This is a genomic window from Robbsia andropogonis, from assembly GCF_034047095.1.
GTDB lineage: Bacteria > Pseudomonadota > Gammaproteobacteria > Burkholderiales > Burkholderiaceae > Robbsia > Robbsia andropogonis.
In genome coordinates this window covers 2813712-2835878 of record NZ_CP139170.1, presented here as the reverse complement: position 1 = coordinate 2835878, position 22167 = coordinate 2813712, and the positions used below count along the sequence as shown (strand labels likewise).

Annotated in this window: 15 protein-coding genes and 1 tRNA gene; 10 read left to right on the top strand and 6 right to left on the bottom strand. The window is 60.4% G+C overall.

The genetic code is table 11. The features are described 5' to 3' along the window. Positions 1–100: 100 nt before the first annotated feature. Together SJQ66_RS25805 and SJQ66_RS25800 are read right to left on the bottom strand one after the other, a co-directional pair. Complete coding sequence (locus SJQ66_RS25805) at positions 101–1567, bottom strand: IS4 family transposase (RefSeq protein ID WP_320534711.1); 1467 nt, start codon at positions 1565–1567, stop codon at positions 101–103. An 88-nt stretch (positions 1568–1655) separates the two neighbouring features. Further along, positions 1656–1730, bottom strand: a tRNA-Arg gene (locus tag SJQ66_RS25800). Positions 1731–1798: 68 nt separating this feature from the next. On the opposite strand from SJQ66_RS25800, the gene SJQ66_RS25795 reads away from it, so the two are divergent. The 5 genes from SJQ66_RS25795 (at position 1799) to SJQ66_RS25775 (ending at position 9811) form a co-directional block, all read left to right on the top strand. Beyond that, positions 1799–2140, top strand: a complete 342-nt coding sequence (locus SJQ66_RS25795; RefSeq protein WP_320534710.1) for a hypothetical protein — start codon at positions 1799–1801, stop codon at positions 2138–2140. A 424-nt stretch (positions 2141–2564) separates the two neighbouring features. Then, complete coding sequence (locus tag SJQ66_RS25790; protein WP_320534709.1) at positions 2565–4580, top strand: ATP-binding cassette domain-containing protein; 2016 nt, start codon at positions 2565–2567, stop codon at positions 4578–4580. A gap of 394 nt (positions 4581–4974) precedes the next feature. Next, positions 4975–6960 (top strand): DNA topoisomerase IV subunit B, encoded by a 1986-nt coding sequence (locus tag SJQ66_RS25785; protein ID WP_024901550.1) that lies wholly within the window; start codon positions 4975–4977, stop codon positions 6958–6960. Positions 6961–6978: 18 nt separating this feature from the next. Beyond that, the gene (gene parC, locus SJQ66_RS25780; RefSeq protein ID WP_320534708.1) at positions 6979–9291 is read left to right on the top strand and encodes a DNA topoisomerase IV subunit A; all 2313 of its coding nucleotides are present in this window, start codon (positions 6979–6981) and stop codon (positions 9289–9291) included. Positions 9292–9355: 64 nt separating this feature from the next. After that, positions 9356–9811 (top strand): CopD family protein, encoded by a 456-nt coding sequence (locus tag SJQ66_RS25775; RefSeq protein WP_024901547.1) that lies wholly within the window; start codon positions 9356–9358, stop codon positions 9809–9811. Positions 9812–9879: 68 nt separating this feature from the next. On the opposite strand, the gene SJQ66_RS25770 is transcribed toward SJQ66_RS25775, so the two are convergent. The 4 genes from SJQ66_RS25770 to SJQ66_RS25755 form a co-directional block, all read right to left on the bottom strand. Further along, positions 9880–12261 carry a bifunctional diguanylate cyclase/phosphodiesterase gene (locus SJQ66_RS25770; RefSeq protein WP_320534707.1) on the bottom strand — a complete coding sequence of 794 codons (2382 nt, stop codon included), beginning with the start codon at positions 12259–12261 and terminating at the stop codon, positions 9880–9882. Between the two features lie 620 nt (positions 12262–12881). Continuing rightward, complete coding sequence (locus SJQ66_RS25765; protein ID WP_024901544.1) at positions 12882–13352, bottom strand: RidA family protein; 471 nt, start codon at positions 13350–13352, stop codon at positions 12882–12884. Positions 13353–13386: 34 nt separating this feature from the next. Then, positions 13387–14640 carry an aminotransferase-like domain-containing protein gene (locus SJQ66_RS25760; RefSeq protein WP_407691574.1) on the bottom strand — a complete coding sequence of 418 codons (1254 nt, stop codon included), beginning with the start codon at positions 14638–14640 and terminating at the stop codon, positions 13387–13389. A 43-nt stretch (positions 14641–14683) separates the two neighbouring features. After that, positions 14684–14971 (bottom strand): DUF2917 domain-containing protein, encoded by a 288-nt coding sequence (locus tag SJQ66_RS25755; RefSeq protein WP_024901542.1) that lies wholly within the window; start codon positions 14969–14971, stop codon positions 14684–14686. Between the two features lie 141 nt (positions 14972–15112). Here SJQ66_RS25755 and SJQ66_RS25750 point away from each other — a divergent pair, with 141 nt between their 5' ends. The 5 genes from SJQ66_RS25750 to SJQ66_RS25730 all read left to right on the top strand — a co-directional run bounded on the left by SJQ66_RS25750 (position 15113) and on the right by SJQ66_RS25730 (position 22040). Then, positions 15113–16669, top strand: a complete 1557-nt coding sequence (locus tag SJQ66_RS25750; RefSeq protein WP_036006851.1) for an aminotransferase-like domain-containing protein — start codon at positions 15113–15115, stop codon at positions 16667–16669. 320 nt (positions 16670–16989) lie between these two features. Beyond that, positions 16990–18879: a molecular chaperone HtpG gene (gene htpG / locus SJQ66_RS25745; protein ID WP_046153481.1), complete on the top strand. Its 1890-nt coding sequence runs from the start codon at positions 16990–16992 to the stop codon at positions 18877–18879. After that, positions 18872–19690 (top strand): chorismate--pyruvate lyase family protein, encoded by an 819-nt coding sequence (locus SJQ66_RS25740; protein WP_024901540.1) that lies wholly within the window; start codon positions 18872–18874, stop codon positions 19688–19690. The genes htpG and SJQ66_RS25740 overlap by 8 nt, the downstream gene beginning before the upstream one ends. Before the next feature lie 68 nt (positions 19691–19758). After that, positions 19759–20277: a DNA-deoxyinosine glycosylase gene (locus SJQ66_RS25735; protein ID WP_024901539.1), complete on the top strand. Its 519-nt coding sequence runs from the start codon at positions 19759–19761 to the stop codon at positions 20275–20277. A 194-nt stretch (positions 20278–20471) separates the two neighbouring features. Next, a complete protein-coding gene (locus SJQ66_RS25730) occupies positions 20472–22040 on the top strand; it encodes a methyl-accepting chemotaxis protein (RefSeq protein WP_024901538.1) in 1569 nt (522 codons plus the stop codon). Positions 22041–22167 lie beyond the last annotated feature (127 nt).

Sequence of the window (22167 nt, the reverse complement as noted above, 5' to 3'; positions counted from 1 at the left end):
ACGAAATCCCCGGCGAACTCTGGAAAGCGCCGTTTGACGTGCTGTTCCCGCTGCCCTGGGGGTACAAATTTGGGGGTATTTTCCTATCAATGGCATTCGGTTAAGGCTTCGGCGCGGCACCAAACGAATTCCATCGCGTGCGGGGCTTGAAGGAGCGTCGCGGGTAGCGCCGCCCCGGGCGATTGCGTTGCCTGATTCGGGCCACTGCCGCCATCGCCTTATCCAGCCAGTCCGCAACAGTACGCCCTGCCATCAGAACAAGATTTTCCAGGTGGCGTCCGACAACAGACAGGCAATGCTTGAAATTGATCTTCAACGTCTTGCCGGATTGAGGCCATGAGATCGTGCGGCAGGATTCCTCTGGCCGGCCATTGGAAGGTAGCCGGTTGCGGGTATCTATTTCAAACAGTCGGGCAAGGTTGATCAGCAGGAAATGCCCATAGATCTCATGCTTTACACCGCGCTCCGTTTGCGAATGAAAGTCCTCCATGCCGATGATCTCTTTCGAAATCTTGTACAGCTCTTCGATGCCCCAGCGCCCGTGATACAGATCCGGAAAACAGTCTGCAGGATAACCGGCCTGATCCATCAGGGTCGTGGCATACACGTGGGTTTCATCCTCGATACGGCACTTCACCAGCCTGACTGAAAGCGGCTGAGGACCCACGGTGTGTCCGCGTTTTTTGAGCCCATGTTTCACTGCGGGCGACGGGACGTACTCGATAATGGCGTCCCTGCGCTCACTCCCCCAGAACGCGGCCACTTGCGAATTGGTGGTCCCCTGCTGCAGGCGGAACACCGCGTATTGTCCGCTGGCCAGAACCTGATGCAGCATCAGGTAGCTGAAGTAGCCCCGGTCGAAAATGACCAGATCTCCCTCCTCCAGTTTTGCCAGATGGTCAGGCACACAGCGGCGTTCATCGTTGTGGGGTACCAGTACGAAATCGTAGATCAGTTGTTCCTGCAGGTTGTACAAGCCGCTCACCATGCCGCAAGGGTAATGCCGGGTCGTCTCCCGCGGAGTTTTATAGCCGTATTCCAGCAGGCCGCGGGGCGCATTGATTTTCGAGCCGTCTATGGCGAAAACGCGATGCCCTTTCCAGTTCGGGGTATCCCGGTGAGCATGCCACAGTGAAATCAGTTCGTTGTTGAGCGTTTTAAAAATGGCTTCTGGAAGCTTTTGCCGGGCCTCACACAGCGACGAAGCCGCAACAGCATCGGTACGGGGCAGAGTGATCCCTTTGTCCGAACAGGACTCCCAGAGTGCGCACAGACTGCTGCCATAGCCCTGCCGGTTTCTACTCAAAACCAGCTTCAGGATGAATACGACCAGCAGCCGGGTATCGATCACGCGCTTACGTTTTCGCCAGATTGGATCCATGGCTTGACAGGTTTGCTCAAACAGTTCGCCGGCTTTTGTCCAAAACACTGATATTTCTTCATGAGGCATCGGGAAGAGGAACCTTGCTCGATTTTTTGAGAAAACTAGCATAGCGCTTAACCGAATGCCATTGATTTTCCTATACCCCCAAAAAGTCCCCCAAATTGCGTGGCTGCCAATGGGCAAACCTTATGAAGGTGGGCAATAAAAAGCCCCGCAGTACGGGGCTGGAGGAGGCTAACTTGGCGTTGCTTGCAATCGCTAGAGTGTTCTATGGTCCCCCCGACAGGAATCGAACCTGTATCTAGCGCTTAGGAGGCACTTGTTCTATCCATTGAACTACGGGGAGACGCGGAGGCAGAGTATAGCAGAGGGGAAGGGGGCATTCCAGGCGGGTGGGGGTATTGGCAGGCGAATGTGAGCGAACCGGCCGAACGGCCGAACCTCTTTTCCCCCATAGAATCACCTCTGCCCTATCCTGTGAGCATGGTCTCTGTTGTTCAGCCGCATCGCCGGGGCCGTAGTGGAGAAAAATTGATATCCGCTGTATACAAACCTCAATTTTTTCGCGCTAACGTAGTCATAGGGTTCTATGTTTTCCGTGACAAAGGTCGGGGGAAGAAAATGGGCGTTGAATGGTTGGCGGGTGGGGCGGCGGTATTCGGCCTGGCGGTGGTCACCCTGTTTCATGAGACGTGGCGCAACGTGCGTTTGAAACGGACATTATCTACGGTCATGTCCCGCAAAAACGAGGTTTGATCCACCTGATTTGTCCGACATGGCTTGGTTGATTCGCGACCGAAGAGCACGCTTGGCGCCAGTGATACCTGCCGGACGCCCAGCTTGTTAAGCGCGCGAAAAACGGTTTGCCACTACGGCAACATCGCTTCGCTGTGGGCCGTCCTCGAACCCATCACCCAATCCCCCCACTCGCCGCTCCGCCGCCTCCGTCCCGCTCCTTCCCCGCGTGTGGCACGTTCCTGACTGCACCCGCCCATTCCCCAAAAAACGACTAAGGCCTGACTTTTCAGTCGTATTCACCGCCCGATCAGCCTCATTTCCGCACTTCGCGAGCCGTGTTACGCACAGCCGGTACAATAGCGCCCAACCGATTTCCCCTTTTGCGGCGGTCATGGTGCCGGGATCGCTTGATCCTGCCTAACCGCTGCTGGACAGCCTTCTCATGTCGATGTATTCCATTACCGGCGCTCAACTGGCGTTCGGTCACGTGGCTTTGTTGGACCACGCCGATTTCTCTATCGAGCAGGGTGAACGCGTTGGCCTGATTGGCCGGAACGGCGCCGGCAAGTCCTCGCTGCTCAAAATTGTCGCGGGCCTGAGCCGTCCGGACGATGGGCTCGTCTCGCGTCAATCCAATCTGAAAACGATTTTCGTCGCCCAGGAGCCCGAGTTCACCGAAGGTGAGACGATCTTCGAGGCCGTCGCCTCCGGTCTCGCCGATGCCATGCGCCTTCTCGCTGAATACGACGAGGTCTCGTCCCAACTGGGCGCGGAAGGCAGCGATTCCGATGCGCTGATGGCGCGCCTCACCGAACTGCAAGGCGCGCTCGACGCGACCGATGCGTGGTCTTGGCGCAATCGCGTGGAAACGACGCTCGAACAACTGGGTCTCGATGAGACGATGCGCGTGGATGACTTGTCCGGCGGCATGCGCAAGCGGGTCGCCATCGCGCGGGCGCTGGTCAGCGCCCCCGACCTGCTGCTCCTTGATGAACCGACCAACCACCTCGATTTCGATGCCATCCGGTGGCTCGAATCGCTGGTGATCTCGTTGCGCACCAGCCTGCTGTTCATCACCCACGATCGCCGGTTCCTGGATACTGTTGCCACCCGTATCGTCGAGCTCGACCGCGGGCGCTTGCTGTCCTATCCCGGCAATTTCGCGGCGTATCAGATTCGCAAGGAACAGCAACTCGAGACCGAGCGCATTGAAAACGCCAAATTCGATAAATTGCTGGCACAAGAGGAAGTCTGGATTCGTAAGGGCGTGGAAGCGCGGCGGACTCGAAGCGTCGGCCGTATCGCCCGCTTGGAAGCCATGCGTGGCGAGCGCTCGGAGCGGCGAAACGTCCAGGGCAATGTCAAACTGGACGTCAGCCAAGCCGATCGTTCGGGCAAGATCGTTACCGAAATGATCGATGTCTCCAAGGGCTATGAAGGCTGGACCTTGATCAACAAGCTCACCGCCACCGTGATGCGGGGCGACAAGATCGGCCTGATCGGTCCGAATGGCGCGGGCAAGACCACGTTGATCAAGCTGATGCTCGGTGAGATTGCGCCGGATAGCGGCTCGCTGCGGACCGGATCGAATATCCAGGTGGCCTATTTTGACCAGATGCGCGCGCAACTGGACCCGGAGCGGAGCCTCGCGGACACGATCGCCCCAGGTTCGGACTGGGTCGAGATCAATGGTGCCCGCAAGCACGTCATGAGCTATCTGGCGGACTTCCTGTTTTCCCCGGAGCGGGCCCGCTCCCCGGTGAAGTCGCTGTCCGGCGGTGAGCGCAATCGCCTGCTGCTGGCGCGTCTTTTCGCGCGGCCATCGAATGTGCTGGTGCTCGACGAACCCACCAACGACCTCGATATTCCCACGCTGGAACTGCTCGAGGAACTGCTGGCGGACTACCCGGGCACCGTCCTGCTGGTGAGCCACGACCGCACCTTCCTGGATAACGTCGTGACGTCGGTCATTGCGTTCGAAGGCAATGGCGTCTGGCGCGAGTATGTGGGGGGATTCTCCGATTGGCGGACGCAGTCGGCGCGCGCGCAACATACCAGTGGCGATGCCTTGCCGGCCACCCCCTGGTCCGCCGGTGGCAAAGCCGCAAAGCGCCAGGACGCGTCCGCGAGTAGCGTGTCCGGCGCCCATGCTCCCGCCGCTGCTTCCATGCCTGCGCCTGCCGGCTCCACCACGGCCACCCCCACGGTGCCGAAGGGCAAGCCGGTCAAGTTGTCTTTCAAGGAACAACGCGAACTGGAGACGCTTCCGGCGACAATCTCCGATCTCGAAACAGAGCAGAAACACCTGTCGGCACTGATCGAGGACGGCAAGATTTTCGTCGACAATCCGGCCGAAGGCACCAAGGTGACCGATCGATTCGCCGAAATCGACGACGAACTGATGATCGCGCTGGAGCGCTGGGAAACGCTGGAGGCGAAGTCCCGCGGCGAAGGCTGACCGGAAGGGAACGGCGTGTGCCGAACCGCCATCCGACTTGTCGCGCGGTGGGCGCCGTTCTTGCGGCGGTGCCTCGGGATGAGAGCCGGGTGTGCGGTACCGTATCACCGACCGGGACCTCCCAAGCGGCCAATTACACGCGCGCAAGGTACACTCGATCGTCCTACACAGTAAAATACGCGCGGCCATCGCGGTTTCTGCCCTGTTTTCGCGTCTGAACACCGGTTGCGGGTTGCCCGTGGACCGGCGTCCGTATCCGATGTGTCGGCCGTGACGGGCGGACGGACGGGGAAATGCCCGTGCCGACTACCTGGCGCGACATCGTCATTTGTATTTTTTGTGGCCGGACGGCTGTCGTCAGACGCGCCCGGCCCGATGCTGAATTTCGAACCACATGTCCAAGAAACCGACGAATCCTGCCTATAGCGAAGCCTCGATCAAGGTGCTGAAGGGCCTCGAGCCCGTCAAGCAGCGGCCGGGCATGTACACGCGGACGGAAAATCCGCTGCACATCATCCAGGAAGTCATCGATAACGCGTCTGATGAAGCGCTCGGTGGCAACGGCAAGCGCATTTCCGTGACGCTGCATGCCAATGGCGCCATCAGCGTCGAGGATGAGGGCCGTGGCATCCCGCATGGCATCCATCCCGAGGAAGGCGTCAGCGTCATCGAGATCGTTTTCACGCGCTTGCACGCGGGCGGCAAGTTCGACAAGGCGTCCGGTGGCGCGTACTCGTTTTCCGGAGGCCTGCACGGCGTGGGCGTATCGGTCACCAATGCGCTGTCCACGCATCTCGACGTCACCGTCTGGCGGGACGGCAAAGTGGCCGATATCGGTTTCGAGCACGGAGTGGTCACGCGTGCGCTCACCGTCCGTCCGGCCAACCGTGGCGAAAAGCGCAGTGGTACCCGTGTCACCGTCATCCCCGATGGGAAGTACTTTGATTCGCCCGCCCTGCCGCTAGCCGAATTGCAACGCCTGCTGCGCTCGAAAGCGGTGCTGCTCGCCGGTGTCGAAGTCGAATTGACGATCGAGAAGACCGGAGAGCGCCAGGTTTGGCAGTATCAGGACGGCCTGCGCGGATACCTGAGCGAGGGCCTGAACGGCGCGGAGCCGCTTGTGCCGCTGTTCGAGGGCGAGCGTTTTGCCGATCCGGCCCGCAACGGCGAAGAAAATTTCGCGCCGGGCGAAGGCGCGGCGTGGGTGGTGGCATGGACCGAAGAGGGCGCGCTACTGCGTGAATCGTATGTGAACCTGATCCCCACTCCGGCGCACGGTACGCATGAATCCGGACTGCGCGACGGCCTGTTCCAGGCGGTGCGGAGTTTCATCGAACTGCGAGGCCTGTTGCCGAAGGGCGTCAAGCTACTCGCTGACGATGTGTTTTCTCGTGTTTCGTATGTACTTTCGGCGAAAGTGCTGGACCCGCAGTTCCAGGGCCAGATCAAGGAGCGCCTGAACAGTCGCGACGCGGTCAAACTCGTGTCGTCCTTCACCCGGCCGGCGCTGGAGTTGTGGTTGAACCAGCACGTCGAGCATGGCAAGAAGCTGGCGGACCTGGTGATCAAGCAGGCGCAGGCGCGGACCCGCGCCGGCCAGAAAATCGAAAAACGCAAGAGTTCCGGCGTGGCGGTGTTGCCCGGCAAGCTGACCGATTGCGAATCCACCGATCTGAGCCGCAACGAGCTGTTCCTGGTCGAGGGTGACTCCGCGGGCGGGTCGGCCAAGATGGGGCGGGAGAAGGAATTCCAGGCGATTCTGCCGTTGCGCGGCAAGGTCCTGAACACCTGGGAAACCGAGCGCGACCGGCTGTTCGGCAATAACGAAGTACACGATATCTCGGTCGCGATTGGCGTCGATCCGCACGGGCCAAACGACCCGGTCGACCTGTCGAACCTCCGCTACGGCAAGATCTGCATTCTGTCTGATGCGGATGTCGACGGCTCGCACATCCAGGTACTGCTGCTGACATTGTTCTTCAAGCATTTCCCGCAACTGGTCGCGCGGCAGCATATCTACGTGGCACGGCCGCCGCTGTTCCGCGTGGATGCACCGGCGCGCGGCAAGCGTCCCGCGCAGAAGCTCTATGCGCTGGACGAGGCCGAGTTGGAGTCGATCCTCGACAAGCTGCGCAAGGACGGCGTGCGTGAGACCCAGTGGAGCATCAGCCGCTTCAAGGGCCTGGGCGAAATGAGCCCCGAACAATTGTGGGATACGACGATGAATCCCGATACCCGACGCCTGTCACCGGTTACGTTGGGTGAATTCGACTTCGACACCACGGTCACGATGATGACGATGCTGATGGGCAAGGGCGAAGCCGCCGCGCGCCGCAGTTGGTTGGAAGAGAAGGGCAACGAAGTCGAAGCGGACATTTAAGGCAAGCAGGACATGGTCATGGAATACGACACTATCGAGACGCCCCCGCCGGATGGCGATGCGTTGACGCTGGGCGTCTACGCGGAACGGGCGTATCTGGATTACGCGGTCTCGGTTGTGAAAGGGCGCGCGTTGCCCGACGTCTGCGATGGGCAGAAGCCGGTACAACGCCGCATCCTTTACGCAATGAGCGAAATGGGCCTGGCGTCCGACGCGAAGCCGGTGAAATCGGCACGTGTGGTCGGCGACGTATTGGGTAAATACCACCCGCACGGCGACCAATCCGCGTATGACGCATTGGTGCGCTTGGCGCAGGGTTTCTCGATGCGCTATCCGCTGATCGACGGCCAGGGTAATTTCGGCTCGCGGGATGGGGATGGCGCCGCGGCGATGCGATACACCGAGGCGCGCCTGACACCCATTGCGAAGCTGTTGCTCGATGAAATCGATATGGGGACCGTCGATTTCATGCCGAACTATGATGGATCCTTTCAGGAGCCGAGGCTATTGCCGGCGAGGTTGCCGTTCGTATTGCTGAACGGGGCGTCCGGTATCGCGGTAGGCATGGCCACTGAAATTCCGTCGCATAATTTGCGCGAGACGGCCGCCGCAGCGGTGGCCTTGATTCGTAACCCGAAGATGGCGCTCGACGAGTTGCTGGCGTTGATGCCCGGACCGGACTTCCCGGGCGGTGGTCAGATTATCTCGAGCCCTGCGGAAATCGCCGCGGCCTACGAGACCGGTCGCGGCTCCCTGAAAGTGCGTGCACGCTGGAAGATCGAAGAACTGGCGCGTGGGCAATGGAATCTGGTGGTGACCGAGCTGCCGCCGAACACATCGGGTCAGAAAGTGCTCGAGGAAATCGAGGACCTGACCAATCCGAAGATCAAGCTGGGCAAGAAGGCGCTGACACCGGAGCAGCTTGCAGGCAAGCAGACGATTCTCGGACTGCTCGACGCGGTGCGCGACGAATCCGGCAAGGACGCGGCGGTGCGGCTCGTATTCGAGCCGAAGTCGAGCCGTATCGATCAAACCGAGTTCATCAACACCTTGCTGGCGCATACCAGCATGGAGTCGAATGCGGCGATCAACCTGGTGATGATCGGCGGAGACGGCCGGCCGCGGCAAAAAGCGTTGCCGGAGATCCTGGGTGAATGGGTGGCGTTCCGCCAGGCGACGATGACCCGTCGTACGCGGCATCGCCTGGGCAAGGTCAATGATCGCATTCATATCCTGGAAGGACGCTTGATCGTCTTCCTGAATATCGATGAAGTGATCCAGACCATCCGCGAATCGGATGAGCCGAAGCCGGCCCTGATCGACCGTTTCAAGCTGACCGATCGGCAGGCCGACGACATTCTGGAAATCCGGCTGCGCCAATTGGCGCGACTGGAACGCCTGAAGATCGAACGCGAGTTGTCCGAGCTGTCCGACGAGAAGAAGAAGCTCGAGGAGTTGCTCGGCAGTGACTCGGCCATGCGTCGTCTGATGATCCGGGAGATCGAGGCCGATGCAAAGCAATATGGCGACGATCGCCGTACGCTGATCCAGCAGGAAAAGCGTGCGAGCGCGGAAGCGCGCGTGGTTGACGAACCGGTGACGGTCATCGTCTCGGCACGTGGTTGGGTACGGACGCAGAAGGGCCACGGCCTTGATAGTGCGATGTTCACGTTCAAGGCGGGTGACTCCCTCTACGGTGCCTTCGAATGCCGTACAACCGACAACCTGATTGCCTGGGGCAATAACGGCCGGGTGTATTCAACCGCCGTCGCGGGTCTACCGGGTGGCCGGGGTGATGGCGTACCGGTGACGTCGCTGGTCGACCTGGAGTCGGGTACGCGATTGCTGCACTACTACGCCGCCGCGCCGGAGCGTCTGCTGTTGCTGGCAACCAGTGCCGGATATGGTTTCCTGTCGAAGCTGGGTGACCTTGTCAGCCGGAATCGTAGCGGGAAGTCGTTCATGACGATCGAAGGCGAGGGCGATACGCAACCCGTACCGCTGATGCCTACGCCGGTGCTTGATGGCGCGACGGAAGTCGCCTGTCTTGCCAGCGACGGTCGGTTACTGGTTTTCGGTATCGATGAAATGAAGACCATGGCCGGTGGCCGTGGCGTTACGCTGATGTCGCTGGAAGACGGCCAGTCACTGTTGCAAAGCGTTGCCTTCACGCCGGTTGGCCTGGTGCTGCAGGGGGAGCGCGGCGGCAAGCCGGTGGAAGCGGTATTGAACAACGATGCGCTCGATCCACACCGCGGCAAGCGTGCGAAACGCGGCAAGGTGCCGGCAAATCGGTTGAAGCCGACGGGCTTGCGCCCGGCAATCCGCTGAAGTCGATCTCCCGGCGTTCGCCGCGCGTATCGGGCGGACGCTATCTGGAAAGGATGTTGTCGAGATGAATCATGTCGTGGAAGTGGCGCTGTTTCTGCATTTGATCGCGGTTGTCATCTGGGTAGGGGGGATGTTTTTCGCGCACATCTGCCTGCGTCCGGCGGTCAGCGAAATCGCGCCGCAAATGCGGTTGCCGCTATGGGAAGGGGTGCTGCGGCGTTTCTTTACCTGGGTCAGTATCAGCATCGGCCTGTTGCTGATTTCCGGTGGCTATTTGATGGGACGCTTCGGCGGTGGTCAGGCGCCTTGGCCGGTACACGCCATGACTGGCACCGGCGTGGTCATGATGCTGATTTTCGGCCATATCCGGTTTGCGATGTTCCCGCGTCTGCAGCGCGCGGTGCAGGCGGAGAAATGGCAGGATGGCGCAAAAGCATTGGTCACGATTCGAACCATGGTCAGTATCAACCTGGTGCTTGGCGTTATCACCATCGCCCTCGGTGTGATGGGGCTGGTGTAACGGGCACTCACCGTATGTAATGTCTCCGGAGCGTACGCGTCCTGTCGCGATCGACAGAAGGGCGCGCCCTATGGGTTGAGGGCGTCCTTCGGCGGCAGTGTCGCCTCGGCGCCAGACACGCCCACGTTCCGCAGCGCTTCGAGCGCCGCTTCGGCACGCAGCGGGCGCGAGAACAGGAAGCCCTGCGCATCCAGGTTCCCAAGACGCGACAACCATTCCGCCTGTTCGTCGTTCTCGATGCCTTCGACGACAACCGTCAGACCGAGGGACATCGCCAGACCAACGATGGCGGAGATCATCGAGCAGACGCTGCGATCGTTCGGAATGGCGTGAACGAATGAGCGATCGATTTTCAGCGTATCCACCGGGAAGCGATGCAAATACGATAGGGACGAATAGCCTGTCCCGAAATCATCCAATGCGATTCGTACGCCGAGCGCCTTCAATGCGGTGATCTTGTCGGACACCAGCTCCGGATACTCGATCATCGCCGTTTCGGTGATTTCCAGTTCCAGTTGTTCCGGCGGAACAAGGTGTTTGTCGAGCGCGCGCCGTACCGTGTCAACAAGGTCGCCACGCCAGAATTGCACTGACGAGACATTGACCGCCAAGGTCAATGCATTGAATCCTTCTGCGCGCCAAAGCGCCAACTGACCGCAGGCCGCATCCAGGGCGAAGTCGCCAAGTGGCAAGATCAAGCCGGTGGATTCCGCGATCGGAATGAAGTCACCGGCGAGAATCAGCCCCTGATCCGGATGGTGCCAGCGCAGCAACGTCTCGAAACCGCGGATGCGGCGATCCTGCAAGTTGTAGATCGGTTGGTATTCGACAAAGAACTGCTTCTGGGACAACGCCACGCGCAGTTGTTGCTCCCACTTCATCAAACGGTCCGCGCGACGTGCCAGGTGAGGCGAGTAAAACTGATAGCAGGCCTTGCCAGCCTCCTTCGCACTGTACATCGCGAGATCCGCTTTTTTCAGCAGATCGGCCTCGTTCTCGCCATTTTCCATGTAGAGCGCGATACCCACGCTGGCGTTCAAGACCAGCGGAATGCCGCGGACCGTGAACGGCGGTTGCAGTGCCTCCGCGATCGCCTCGGCGAGCAGTGCCGATTCCTCGCGTACCGATGGTCCCTTTATGGCAATCAGGAACGCATCGCCGCCGCTGCGCGCCAGGATTAGCGCCTCGCTGCTCAAGCGTGCCGCCAGTTCACCCAGCCGCGCCGCGGTCTTGATGAGGACCTGATCACCGGCGGCGTGACCCAGGGAGTCGTTGATGGTCTTGAAGTTGTCCAGCCCGACCATCAGCAGTGCGATGCGGCCCACGTTCTCCAATGGCAGTACTTCCCGTCGCAGGATGCGCAAGCTTTGATAACGGTTGGGCAGACCGGTTAGGATGTCCGTCTCGGCGAGCAGACGCATCTCCCGTTCGCGTTGCATGAGCTTGCGCATCAGCAGCCAGACATAGAACAGAAAGAGGATGATGGCGACCGACATGAAAGTCGTCATCATCAGGTAGACGTTGCGCGTGTGATTGAACGCGGCCAATTCGTCGCTGACGGCGAGCCCTGCCATGACTCCCAGCGGATAATCGGCGATATGCCGATACGCAACCTGCCGTGTCACGTTATCGATCGGATCGTCGATCTCCCCCGCAAGATGCTGCGGTTCCGGATAGCGTACGCCTGCGGTGAATCGATGCTCGGGGTCGTGGCTGCCGGTCTGCCGCGACAGCACAGTGCCGTCGTCGCTTATCACCGCGATAACGCCGTTGTCGCCGAGTGCCGCGGTGTTATAGAAATCCGAAGTGAAATAGCGGGGGGCGACCGACACGACGACGATACCGCCGAATTGGCCGCCGGGGCTGTTCAGGCGCCGTGTGAATTGCAGCGTCCATTGACCTGATGCACGCCCTAGCACCGGCTTGCTGATAAACAACTCGTCGCTGTCATGCGCGGTGTGATAACGGAAGTGTTGGCGGTCAGAGACATCCACCGGGGTCGTCGCGCCAGACGTTACGGTGATACCGCGTTGTCCAGGCCGTGTGCTCACCGCTTCGACCATCTTGCCGTCGGCACCAACCAGGGAAACCTGCAGCAGTACGTCCGCCGGTACGAGACCCTGTGAGAATGCTAGATCCAGATTGAAATGCGCCGGGTCTTTTTCGTATTCGAACTTAATGAAACGTGTGATCTGATCGATCTGGTGAATGGCCTTGACCGTATGCTGTTCCAGCGCGGAAGCGAGGATATCGGCCGATGCCGCGGAATCGGCGCTTACGGTACGATGCTCGACCGAGAGCCGCGTACCGATCACGGTCCACAGAATAGCCAGCAAAATGAGTCCAAGCGCCGGAATGGCGAACAAGGCCCATTTGCGGGAGTCGCGATAATCATCTTGCGGATCGAACGGCCGTGTTGCTCCATCCCCCGACGGCAGTAGCTGAGTCATATATCGTTCAAAGGCGTGTGCCGTGCCGCAACGCCAGCGCATCCAGGAAGGATGCCGCAGTAGCGCCCATGACAGACAACGAAAGCAATGGCCGCCACACATGCGAGGCACGTCCGCTCATATCGAGTGATGGCGTCCCATTGACCAATGCCAGCGGCTACGGCTGAGAGATAGTAACCCAAGCCTATAAATTTTAGGAGTTCGTCACGTAGGTGTTCGACCGACCAGACAAGGCCGGCAGAACAGTCCTCATAGGGGCAATAGCGACGTGCCGGATGCTTTGCGCGTCGCGCCCGGAAGAATGTCTTGGAATCGAACGGGATGCGCGTGGAGTCGGCGCACCGACGCATGAAGCACGCGTAATCATTGTCTGGCCCGATCTCGGCGAATTCATCTCGTCGCGCCGCGTTGAAAAGGCATCGGTTCCATCGGCAGAGGGGGCGATGGAACCGAAACAATCGTTCGATTGTTAGGCATCCGCCGCGGCGTACGCATGGTGCGCCTATTGCCGTTGCGCCGGTTGGATCTCCGACGAAGCCGGCGCATTGGGTGGCGCGATGACGAGGGTGTCGTGATTGCGCGACGAAATACCCGATCAGCGGTCGGGTATGCAGGCACTGCTAAGGGGCCGTCAGTTCGGCGATCATCTCGATTTCCACGCATACGCCGAATGGCAACTGCGCGACGCCGAATGCGGAACGCGCATGCTTGCCCTGGTCGCCGAATATTTCGACCATCAATTCCGATGCTCCGTTGGTGACGAGATGCTGTTCTGTAAACGTCGGCGCCGAATGCACCAGGCTCACCAGTTTGACGATCCGGGAAACACGGCCAAGGTCACCGGTGTGTGCGTGCAGCGTTGCCAGCAGATCGATTGCAACGCTGCGTGCCGCGGCCTTGCCCGTTGCCGTGTCCAATGAATCGCCAAGGCGTCCAACCCACGGTTGACCCTCCTTGCGCGCGATGTGCCCGGAGACATGCACCAGGTTACCGGACTGCGCCGCCATCACATAGGCGGCTGCCGGCGCATTTGCGGCTGGTAGCGTGATACCGGCAGCGTCAAGGCGTTGATAGACAGCGGATTGCGACATCGTGATCTCCAGTTGATAAAGCGGTCCGCGCCGACTAGGGTTTGGGCCAGCCGGCGATCAGGCGGCCTAGTATAGCGATGCCTTCGTCGATGCGCGCCGGCGGCACCGTCGAAAAACACAGGCGCATCGAGCGGGACGCTAGTGGATCGGTGCGGCCGTCCGCATAAAACGGCTCGCCCGGCACGAAGGCCACACGCTCCGCGATGGCGCACTGCAGCAGGGCGGTTGCATCGATATGGCCCGGAAGCGTCAGCCAGACGAACATGCCGCCGGACGGTGCGTTCCAGCGCACACCATCGGGCATCTCGCGTTCAAGCGCGGAGAGCATCGCATCGCACTGGCCGCGATACAGCGTCCGCACATCGGGCAGGTGGCGCGACAGCAGGTCGCCCTTTATCGCTTCATGGACGATGCGCTGTGTCAGGATCGGCGTGTGCAAGTTGGCCGCCTGCTTCGCCTGGACCAGTTTCAACAGCAGCGGTTCAGGCGCGATCACATACCCCACGCGCAAGCCGGGCGCCAACACCTTCGAGAATGTCCCGAAATGCACGATGTGGTCGGGTGCCATCGATAACAACGTGGGTAATGGCGCGTCGCGGTAATACAGCTCGCCATACGGGTCATCCTCGATTACCGGAAAACCGCAGCGGCGTGCGAATTCGGCCAATGCCAGACGACGCGCCAAAGGCATGCGGCGGGCCGTGGGATTTTGGAAGTTTGGCTGTGTATAGAGCAGCCGTGCCTCCCGCGTCAGCGCGGGGGTCAGTGTCTCCGGTTGCAGACCGTCGTCATCGGATGGGACGGACACGAACGTGGGCTCGAACATCGAAAATGACTGCAGCGCTCCCAGGTAGGACGGTGTCTCCACGAGCGCGCGGCTGCCTGGATCGAGCATGATCTTGCCCATCAGGTCGAGTGCCTGTTGCGACCCGGTGGTGATCAGCACCTGCTCCGTCCGGATCGTCACGCCATTGCCCGAGTGATGCGCCGCCACCCATTCACGCAATGGCCGATAGCCTTCGGTCGGCGAGTACTGCAGTGCACCAACCGCGTCGTTCGTCAGGACGCGTTCCGCCGCGGCGCGCATGGCTTCCACCGGAAACGTCGCCGGGGCGGGCAGGCCGCCGGCGAACGAAATGATTTCAGGGCGCTCGGTGACTTTCAGGATCTCGCGGATCGCCGAACTGGTCAGGTTGCGCGCGCGTTGCGACAGCGGCCAGTGTTGCGCGGCAGTGGCGGCGCTTGCCAAGGAAGACGGTGTGCCGGAGGCGGTGTTTTCCAATGACATGGTGGTAGCAGCGTTGGATTTCATGCGGGAAGGTCGATGTCGATCAGGATTGGCGGGCGATCAGCGTGATATCGCCTCGCGGCCCGACGCGTTTCTGGTGCGGCAGGGTTTGCGCCAGTTCCAGCACGGTGGGGAAATGGTCCGCACTCAGCCATAGCCGTCGTTCCGCCGGGACTGTGAGCGATGCGCCGGCCTCGAGCCAGTAATCGGTCGCATCACCTTCCATTGTGACCCACAACACGCCGCGCGTGACGGAGAGCGTCGTGCGCGCGGTCGTCGTGTGCGCGATGGCAGTGTCGTCGGAAAAACGGAAGTGATGGATCTTAAACATGGTCGGCTCCCCGTTGCAAGGTCAGATGCGTCTGGAGGATTATATTAAGCAAATGTACCAATACAGTCTCGATACAGTTGAATAGATAATTTATGATACAGTTGCATAAACAACTGAAGCGATTGTCGTGGAGAGCACGCTGTGTCGACAATTCTGGAACAGATTCCGTCGCCGATGGGCTCGGATCAACTGACGCTGGTCGAACAATTGGTGCTGTGGGCGCGACGTCGTATCGACGAGCGTGTCTTTCGGCCCGGGTTGCGGATGCCCTCGATTCGCCGGCTTGCATCGGAAAAAGGGGTGTCCCCGGCGACCGTCGTGGATGCGTACGAGCGTCTGGTCAGTCAGGGGTATCTGGAGGCGCGCCGTGGTTCAGGCTTCTACGTTCTGGAGCGCCTTAATGAACAGCCTGGAAGTGCATATCACATGGGCACGGGACCGTCGGCTGCGACAATGAATGCGGCTGTCAGGAACGGTTCGGGCGCCGCCCCGGGTGCGACAGTACGGAGCGCCAATACGCCCTCTGGCAGTCGCGCGCGATCGGCTGGGGCGACGGTGCCGTCGGCGGCGGCAATCGACGTTCCCTGGCTTTTGAACAACATCATGCATAACTCCGCGCCGGAAAAGGCGCCGGGTCTAGGCTTTCTGCCAACCGACTGGCTCGACGCCGAGATGCTGGCGCAGGCGGTCAAGCGGATAGGCCGCCAGAACGGCGGTGCGTTGTTGCGATATGGATTGCCGCAGGGGTCGTTGCCGCTGCGGCAGCAATTGCAAATTCACCTGGCGGGACTCGAGATTGGGGCGACACCGGAGCAGATCGTCACGCTGTCGGGAATTACCAATGCGGTCGACCTGATATCGCGTCTGTATCTGCAACCGGGCGATGCGGTGCTGGTTGGCGATCCGGCATGGTTCCAGATGTTTGGCCGTATTGTCGGGCAGGGCGCGCGTTTGCTGGGCGTGCCTTATACCGCGAACGGCCCCGATCTGGATGCGCTGGAAATGCTGGCGCAGACGTGGCGGCCTAAGCTGATGGTGATCAATTCGGTGCTGCACAATCCCACGGGCACGTCCTTGAGTGCCGCGCAGGCCTACCGGATCTTGCAGATTGCCGAGCGTTATGACTTCATCATCGTAGAAGACGATATCTATGGCGATCTTTGCCCACCGAACCACCCGGCCGTGCGTCTGGCCAGCCTGGACCAGTTGCGGCGGGTCATCTACGCGGGGAGTTTCAGCAAGACACTGGCACCGAACCTTCGGGTCGGCTATGTCGCGTGTGACGCGGTGCTGGCAAAGCGGATTTCCGACCAGAAACTGCTGGCCGCGTTGACCACGCCAGAGCTGGGCGAGCGCATTATCTACGGTGTGTTGACAGAGGGGCATTATCGACGCCATGTTGAGCGGCTGCGGCACAAGCTGGACGGCGTCCGCGCGCCCGCGATTGCCGCCTTGAAGCAGGCTGGCGCGACGTTGCTCTGCGAACCCGAGGCGGGAATGTTCGTCTGGGCAAATGTGCATTCGGACAGCAGCGCGATGGCTGCCGCCGCCCACGAGGCCGGTTTCCTGTTGGCGCCGGGCGCGCTGTTTTCGCCGTCGCAAACGCCGTCGACCTATTTGCGGTTGAATATCTGCAGCAGCACCCATCCGGATTTCCTCCTCTTTCTGACCGATTACATCCAGCGCCACGGGCAGTGATCGAATCGTGGCGGTCGCCGTAGGCGCCTGGGCGCCGCTGCTTGCCGTGGGAGGTCGGCTACGGCTGGTGGTCGGGCCAATGGGCCGACGGTGCGGCGCGCAGGCGGGGCGCGCGCCAGCGCCACCCGATTCGCCCTCTTGAATTTGTCGATCGCGCCCCGATATAGAAGGGACTACGGTTTCCGGCCACGGCAGCGTGGCGGGAAAGCAATCGGGGCCCATGGCGCCTGGGTTGGAAGGGCGGCGATGACATCGCCGCCCTTCCGGCATGCCGGCAGGCTTTGGGGATCGTGAACGACACTTTTGCATCGGGAATTGGCATGACGCAACAAACAATGAGTTTTCAGGCAGAAACGAAGCAACTTCTGCAATTGATGATCCATTCGCTGTACAGCAACAAGGAAATCTTTCTGCGCGAGCTGGTCTCCAACGCATCGGATGCGGCGGACAAACTGCGCTTCGAGGGGATTGCCGATGCGTCGCTCTATGAGAATGACCCCGATCTGAAAATTCGCGTCACGCATGATGCGGAAGCCCGCACGATTTCGATCGAGGATAACGGCATTGGCATGAGCCGCGACGACGCTATCGCGCACCTCGGTACAATCGCCAAGTCGGGTACGAAGGAATTCTTTTCCAAGCTGTCCGGTGATCAACAGAAAGATGCAGCGTTGATCGGTCAATTCGGCGTGGGCTTCTATTCGGGCTTTATCGTCGCCGACAAGATGACCGTGGAATCGCGCCGTGCCGGCCTGCCGGCATCCGAGGGCGTGCGGTGGGAAAGCGCCGGTGACGGCGAGTTCACGGTGGACAACATCGACAAGCCGACGCGCGGCACGAAGATCACGCTCCATTTGCGTGAAGATGAAGATGAGCTGCTGTCGTCGTGGAAGCTGAAGTCGATCATCCAGAAGTACTCGGATCACATCGCGCTTCCCATCCTGATGCAAAAGGAAGAGTGGGATGCCGAGGCGGGCAAGATGGTCGTCAAGGACGAGTTCGAGACGGTGAACCAGGCCAGCGCGCTGTGGACCCGTTCGAAGAACGACATCGACGAGGAGCAGTACAAAAGCTTCTACAAGCATCTGGCGCATACGCAGGAAGATCCGCTGGCGTGGACGCATAACCGTGTCGAAGGTCGCAGCGAGTACACGCAGTTGCTGTATGTCCCGGCCAAGGCGCCGTTCGACCTGTGGGATCGCAACCAGCGTGGCGGCCTGAAGCTGTACGTCAAGCGCGTATTCATCATGGACGATGCCGAGCAATTGCTGCCGTCCTACCTGCGCTTTATTCGCGGCGTGGTGGATTCGAGCGATCTGCCGCTGAACGTGTCGCGTGAGATCCTGCAGGAAAGCCGCGATGTGAAAGCGATCCGCGAAGGGGTCAGCAAGCGTGCGTTGCAGATGCTGGAGGATCTTGCGGAAAACCAGGCCGAGAAGTACAAGACATTCTGGAGTGAATTCGGCCAGGTGTTGAAGGAAGGCGCGGGCGAGGACTTCGGCAACAAGGATCGGATTGCCAAGCTATTGCGCTTTGCCAGCACGAACGGCGATACGGACGAGCAAAACGTGTCGTTGGCCGACTACGTATCGCGGATGAAGGAGACGCAGACGAAGATCTACTACGTCAGCGCTGACAGCTGGCGCGCCGCGCGTAACAGCCCGCATTTGGAAGTTTTCCGCAAGAAGGGCATCGAAGTGCTGCTGCTGTCGGATCGGGTTGACGAATGGATGCTGTCCTTCCTGACCGAATTCGATGGCAAGCCGTTGAGCAGCGTGGCCCGTGGTGATCTGGACCTGACGCCGGACGATGAAGAAAAGGCCGCGCAGGAGAAAGTGGGCGACAGCATGCAGCCTCTGGTTGAAAAGGCCAAGGAGCTGCTGAAGGACAAAGCGAAAGACGTGCGTCTGACGTTCCGCCTGACTGATTCACCGTCTTGTCTGGTGGCTGACGATGGCGCAATGAGCGGCTATCTGCAACGTATGCTGAAGCAAGCCGGGCAGCAAGCGCCGGATGCGCAGCCGATCCTGGAACTGAACCCGGATCATCCGCTGGTCAAGCAATTGCAGTCTGATTCGCCGCAGATCGATGACTGGGTACATCTGCTGTTCGACCAGGCGTTGCTGGCGGAAGGCGGTAGCCTCGAGGACCCGGCGGCGTATGTCCGGCGGACCAACACCCTGCTGTTGGGCGCAGCCGGGCGTGCCTGAAGCCGGGCTGCGGGAGGCACGACGTCGAACGCGGGTATCCACGCGCCGGGCGCCAACGCGCGCGGGCGCACGGGCGGGGCGGATGTCCGGCACCGATGATCCGGTCGCGCGCGGCAAGCGCCGCCGGTGGCGCGTATCACCTGCGGCGTCCGTGCCGCGTGATCAGCGGCTCTGGTTGACGGCGGGTGGGGCGCTGACCTCGCATCTCGCGCGTTCGATCGCGAGGATGGATACGGTTGAACGCGCAGGGACACCAGCCTGTCAGGTCACTGTCCAGGTGCTGAAAGAGCGGCGTGAAAACCCGTGGGCCGATGAGGCACCGCTGCTGGGCACACCGGCGCGCGGCATGGCGTGGGTGCGGGAGGTCGTGCTGGCGATTGACGATATTCCGTGCGTCGTCGCCCATAGCGTGACGGGACTGGCACACAGCCGAGGTATATGGCGAGCGATGCGAACATTGCGGACGCGTCCGCTCGCCATTTTGCTTTATCGCGATCCGATGGTGCGGCGATCGATGTTGACGTCGCGGGTAGTGCCGCTGGCAGGCGGCATGCGGGCGCGTGGTTCCGACCCCGTGCTACGGTTGTATGCGGGTCAACGCATGCGGATAGCCGCCAGGGTGGGCAACGTCGGCGAAGCGCGGGAAGCGCATCGTTCCGGCGCTGACAGCCTGCTGGAGATGCCGGCGGATGTCCGTATGCCGTTGGTCGCACGTCGTTCCGTTTTCGAACGGCACGGCGCGCCATTGATCATCACTGAGTGTTTTTTGCCAGCGTTTTGGACGTTGTTGGATCGCACTGACGGTAGATGACGGCAGGCGCGCGGCCGCGGCGAAGGAGGTCGCACCTCTCCCAAGCATTCGCAAGTACCTGCTTTTCAATGAATCCTTCCTCATCATCACCCCTCCAAAGTTTCCCCGCCGTCTGCAATGCGCAGACGCGCATCATGATTTTTGGCAGTCTCCCCGGCGTCATGTCGTTGTCGGCGGCACAGTATTACGCGCATCCGCGAAATCAGTTTTGGGATTTGCTGGGCGATGTGATTGGCTCACCATTGCGGCCATTGCCGTATGACGAACGCCTGGCCACTGTATTGGCCCATGGCGTGGGTCTCTGGGATGTCATCGCCGAAGCGCAACGCGACGGCAGTCTCGATAGTGCGATCCGGAATCATATGAGCAATGACTTGCACGCCTTGCTGGCAAGTCTACCGCTTCTTCATACCATCGGTTTCAACGGCGGCACGGCCGCAAAAATCGGCGAAAAGGCCTTGGGTGAATGGGCGCGACGTTATCGGATCCTTCGCCTGCCTTCAAGCAGTCCAGCGTACGCCGGCATGCGGTATGCGGACAAATTAGCTGCGTGGAGCGCATTATGGGTGTTGCCCGGGGGCGTGTGACCGTCCGGCGTGGCGATGGCGCTGAATCCATGCGTGCTGTAAAGGCGCAAGGATCCCTGGCGATCTACAAGTAAACGTGTGTTTGAAAAAAGATAAAGAATTTCGCGACAGTGCCGTTAAGCGGTAGCCGCCTGGTAGTTCGCAGTGGCAAGTGAAAGCTTCCTGGAAAAATTAGAATAACAACGGATAACACCATGTTCCCTAAATTTCGCGATCTCCGTATTGGCGTGCGTTTGTCTGCCGCGTTCTTGCTTGCCGCATTGTTGACGGCGGTACTTGGATTCATTGCCTATGCACGATTATCGGCGATCAGCACGGATTGGGAGCGCTACGAATCGATAACCGTTGCGAAGATGCAGGCGTTGCAACATGGCAGGGATGCCTTCGGCGACGCCGTGCATAGCTATAAAGACTATGTGATTCGAGGTGGTGATTACCGAGCAAAATTCTTGTCCTATCTCGACGAGATTGACAAGGCGGCACAGACTTCTTTGCAACTAGGCGTATTCTCGGCAGATGAGCCGGAAGCAGTCAATAAATTGACTGCCGCGGTTGCCGACTATCGTGCGTCACTCGCCAAGCTCGACGCACTGTTCGCATCTGGTGCGTCCGTGGACACGCGCGATCGGAATATTGCTGGTGCGGACAAGCCGATCGGCAAAGCACTCGATGCACTGATCGCGATCGGCATGCAGCGTACGCATCAACAAGGTGCGGCTATCACGCATCTTGCCGCGCTTGCGGAGCGCACCATTATCGTGGTGACCCTTGGGGCGATGATTTCTGCGGCGTTCCTGGCGTTTTTCATTACTCGCAGCATCACCTTGCCGATCAGTGCGGCGGTGTCCGCCGCCGAGGCGGTGGCGCGAGGCGATCTTACTCAGCAGATTGCCTCCGACCGCCAAGATGAAACGGGCCGCCTTTTGCGCGCATTGACGGATATGAAAGAAAGCCTGCTGCGTGTGGTGGGAAAAGTTCGCAGTGGCGCGGATAATCTGGCTTCGGCAACGAGTCAGATCGCAGCCGGAAATCAGGATCTTTCTTCGCGTACAGAAGATCAAGCAAGCTTCCTTCAGGAAACGGCTTCCAGCATGAACGCGCTCACGGCCGCGGTGCGTCAGAACACCGAGAACGCGCAGCAAAGCGCGGCATTGGCATCGGGTGCGGTCAACATTGCACAAGAAGCAAGTGCCGCGGTTGGGAAGGTGGTCAGCACGATGGACGAGATCACGGACTCGTCCAAGAAGATTGCCGATATCACAGGCATTATCGAGGGAATTGCTTTTCAAACAAATATCCTGGCGTTGAACGCTGCCGTGGAGGCCGCACGCGCTGGTGATCATGGGCGTGGTTTCGCGGTCGTCGCGTCGGAAGTGCGGAACCTCGCTCAGCGTTCGGCGAGCGCCGCAAAGGAAATCAAGGATCTGATTGTCGCATCGGTTGCAAACGTCGAGGTTGGTGCGCAGTTGGCGTCGGAAGCGGGCGAGACGATGCGCCAGGTCACGCACGAGGTATCGCGAGTCAGCGGCATCATCAACGAGATCGCAGCCGCTTCACTAGAGCAAAGCAGCGGAATCGAGCAGGTGAACCAGGCCGTGGCGCAGATGGACCAGGGGACCCAGCAGAACGCCGCGCTCGTGGAGGAGGCGGCCGCCGCGTCGGCATCGGTTCGGGAGCAAGGGCAGCAGTTGATAGATGTCGTCGCATTTTTCCGGCTGCGCGCGGGGCCGCCGTTGCTGAGCGGTCCCGCCACTTCCGTTTGACCCGGCCGGAACCCCGGTGCGTCAGACTTGCTACCGGGTATCCCCGAAGCACCGGTTGTTCGTTGTGGTGTTACGTATGTAGTACCCAAAAAAAATCGATCGGGTGCGGCTTTTGATAGACATGCAC

Excerpts from the sequence above, each read along its gene's own strand:
- SJQ66_RS25775 (WP_024901547.1), top strand. The coding sequence starts at position 9,356 with ATGAATCATGTCGTGGAAGTGGCGCTGTTTCTGCATTTGATCGCGGTT.
- SJQ66_RS25735 (WP_024901539.1), top strand. The coding sequence starts at position 19,759 with ATGAATCCTTCCTCATCATCACCCCTCCAAAGTTTCCCCGCCGTCTGC.
- SJQ66_RS25765 (WP_024901544.1), bottom strand. The coding sequence starts at position 13,352 with ATGTCGCAATCCGCTGTCTATCAACGCCTTGACGCTGCCGGTATCACG.
- SJQ66_RS25760 (WP_407691574.1), bottom strand. The coding sequence starts at position 14,640 with ATGTCATTGGAAAACACCGCCTCCGGCACACCGTCTTCCTTGGCAAGC.
- htpG (WP_046153481.1), top strand. The coding sequence starts at position 16,990 with ATGACGCAACAAACAATGAGTTTTCAGGCAGAAACGAAGCAACTTCTG.
- SJQ66_RS25770 (WP_320534707.1), bottom strand. The coding sequence starts at position 12,261 with ATGACTCAGCTACTGCCGTCGGGGGATGGAGCAACACGGCCGTTCGAT.
- SJQ66_RS25785 (WP_024901550.1), top strand. The coding sequence starts at position 4,975 with ATGTCCAAGAAACCGACGAATCCTGCCTATAGCGAAGCCTCGATCAAG.
- SJQ66_RS25730 (WP_024901538.1), top strand. The coding sequence starts at position 20,472 with ATGTTCCCTAAATTTCGCGATCTCCGTATTGGCGTGCGTTTGTCTGCC.
- parC (WP_320534708.1), top strand. The coding sequence starts at position 6,979 with ATGGAATACGACACTATCGAGACGCCCCCGCCGGATGGCGATGCGTTG.
- SJQ66_RS25790 (WP_320534709.1), top strand. The coding sequence starts at position 2,565 with ATGTCGATGTATTCCATTACCGGCGCTCAACTGGCGTTCGGTCACGTG.
- SJQ66_RS25755 (WP_024901542.1), bottom strand. The coding sequence starts at position 14,971 with ATGTTTAAGATCCATCACTTCCGTTTTTCCGACGACACTGCCATCGCG.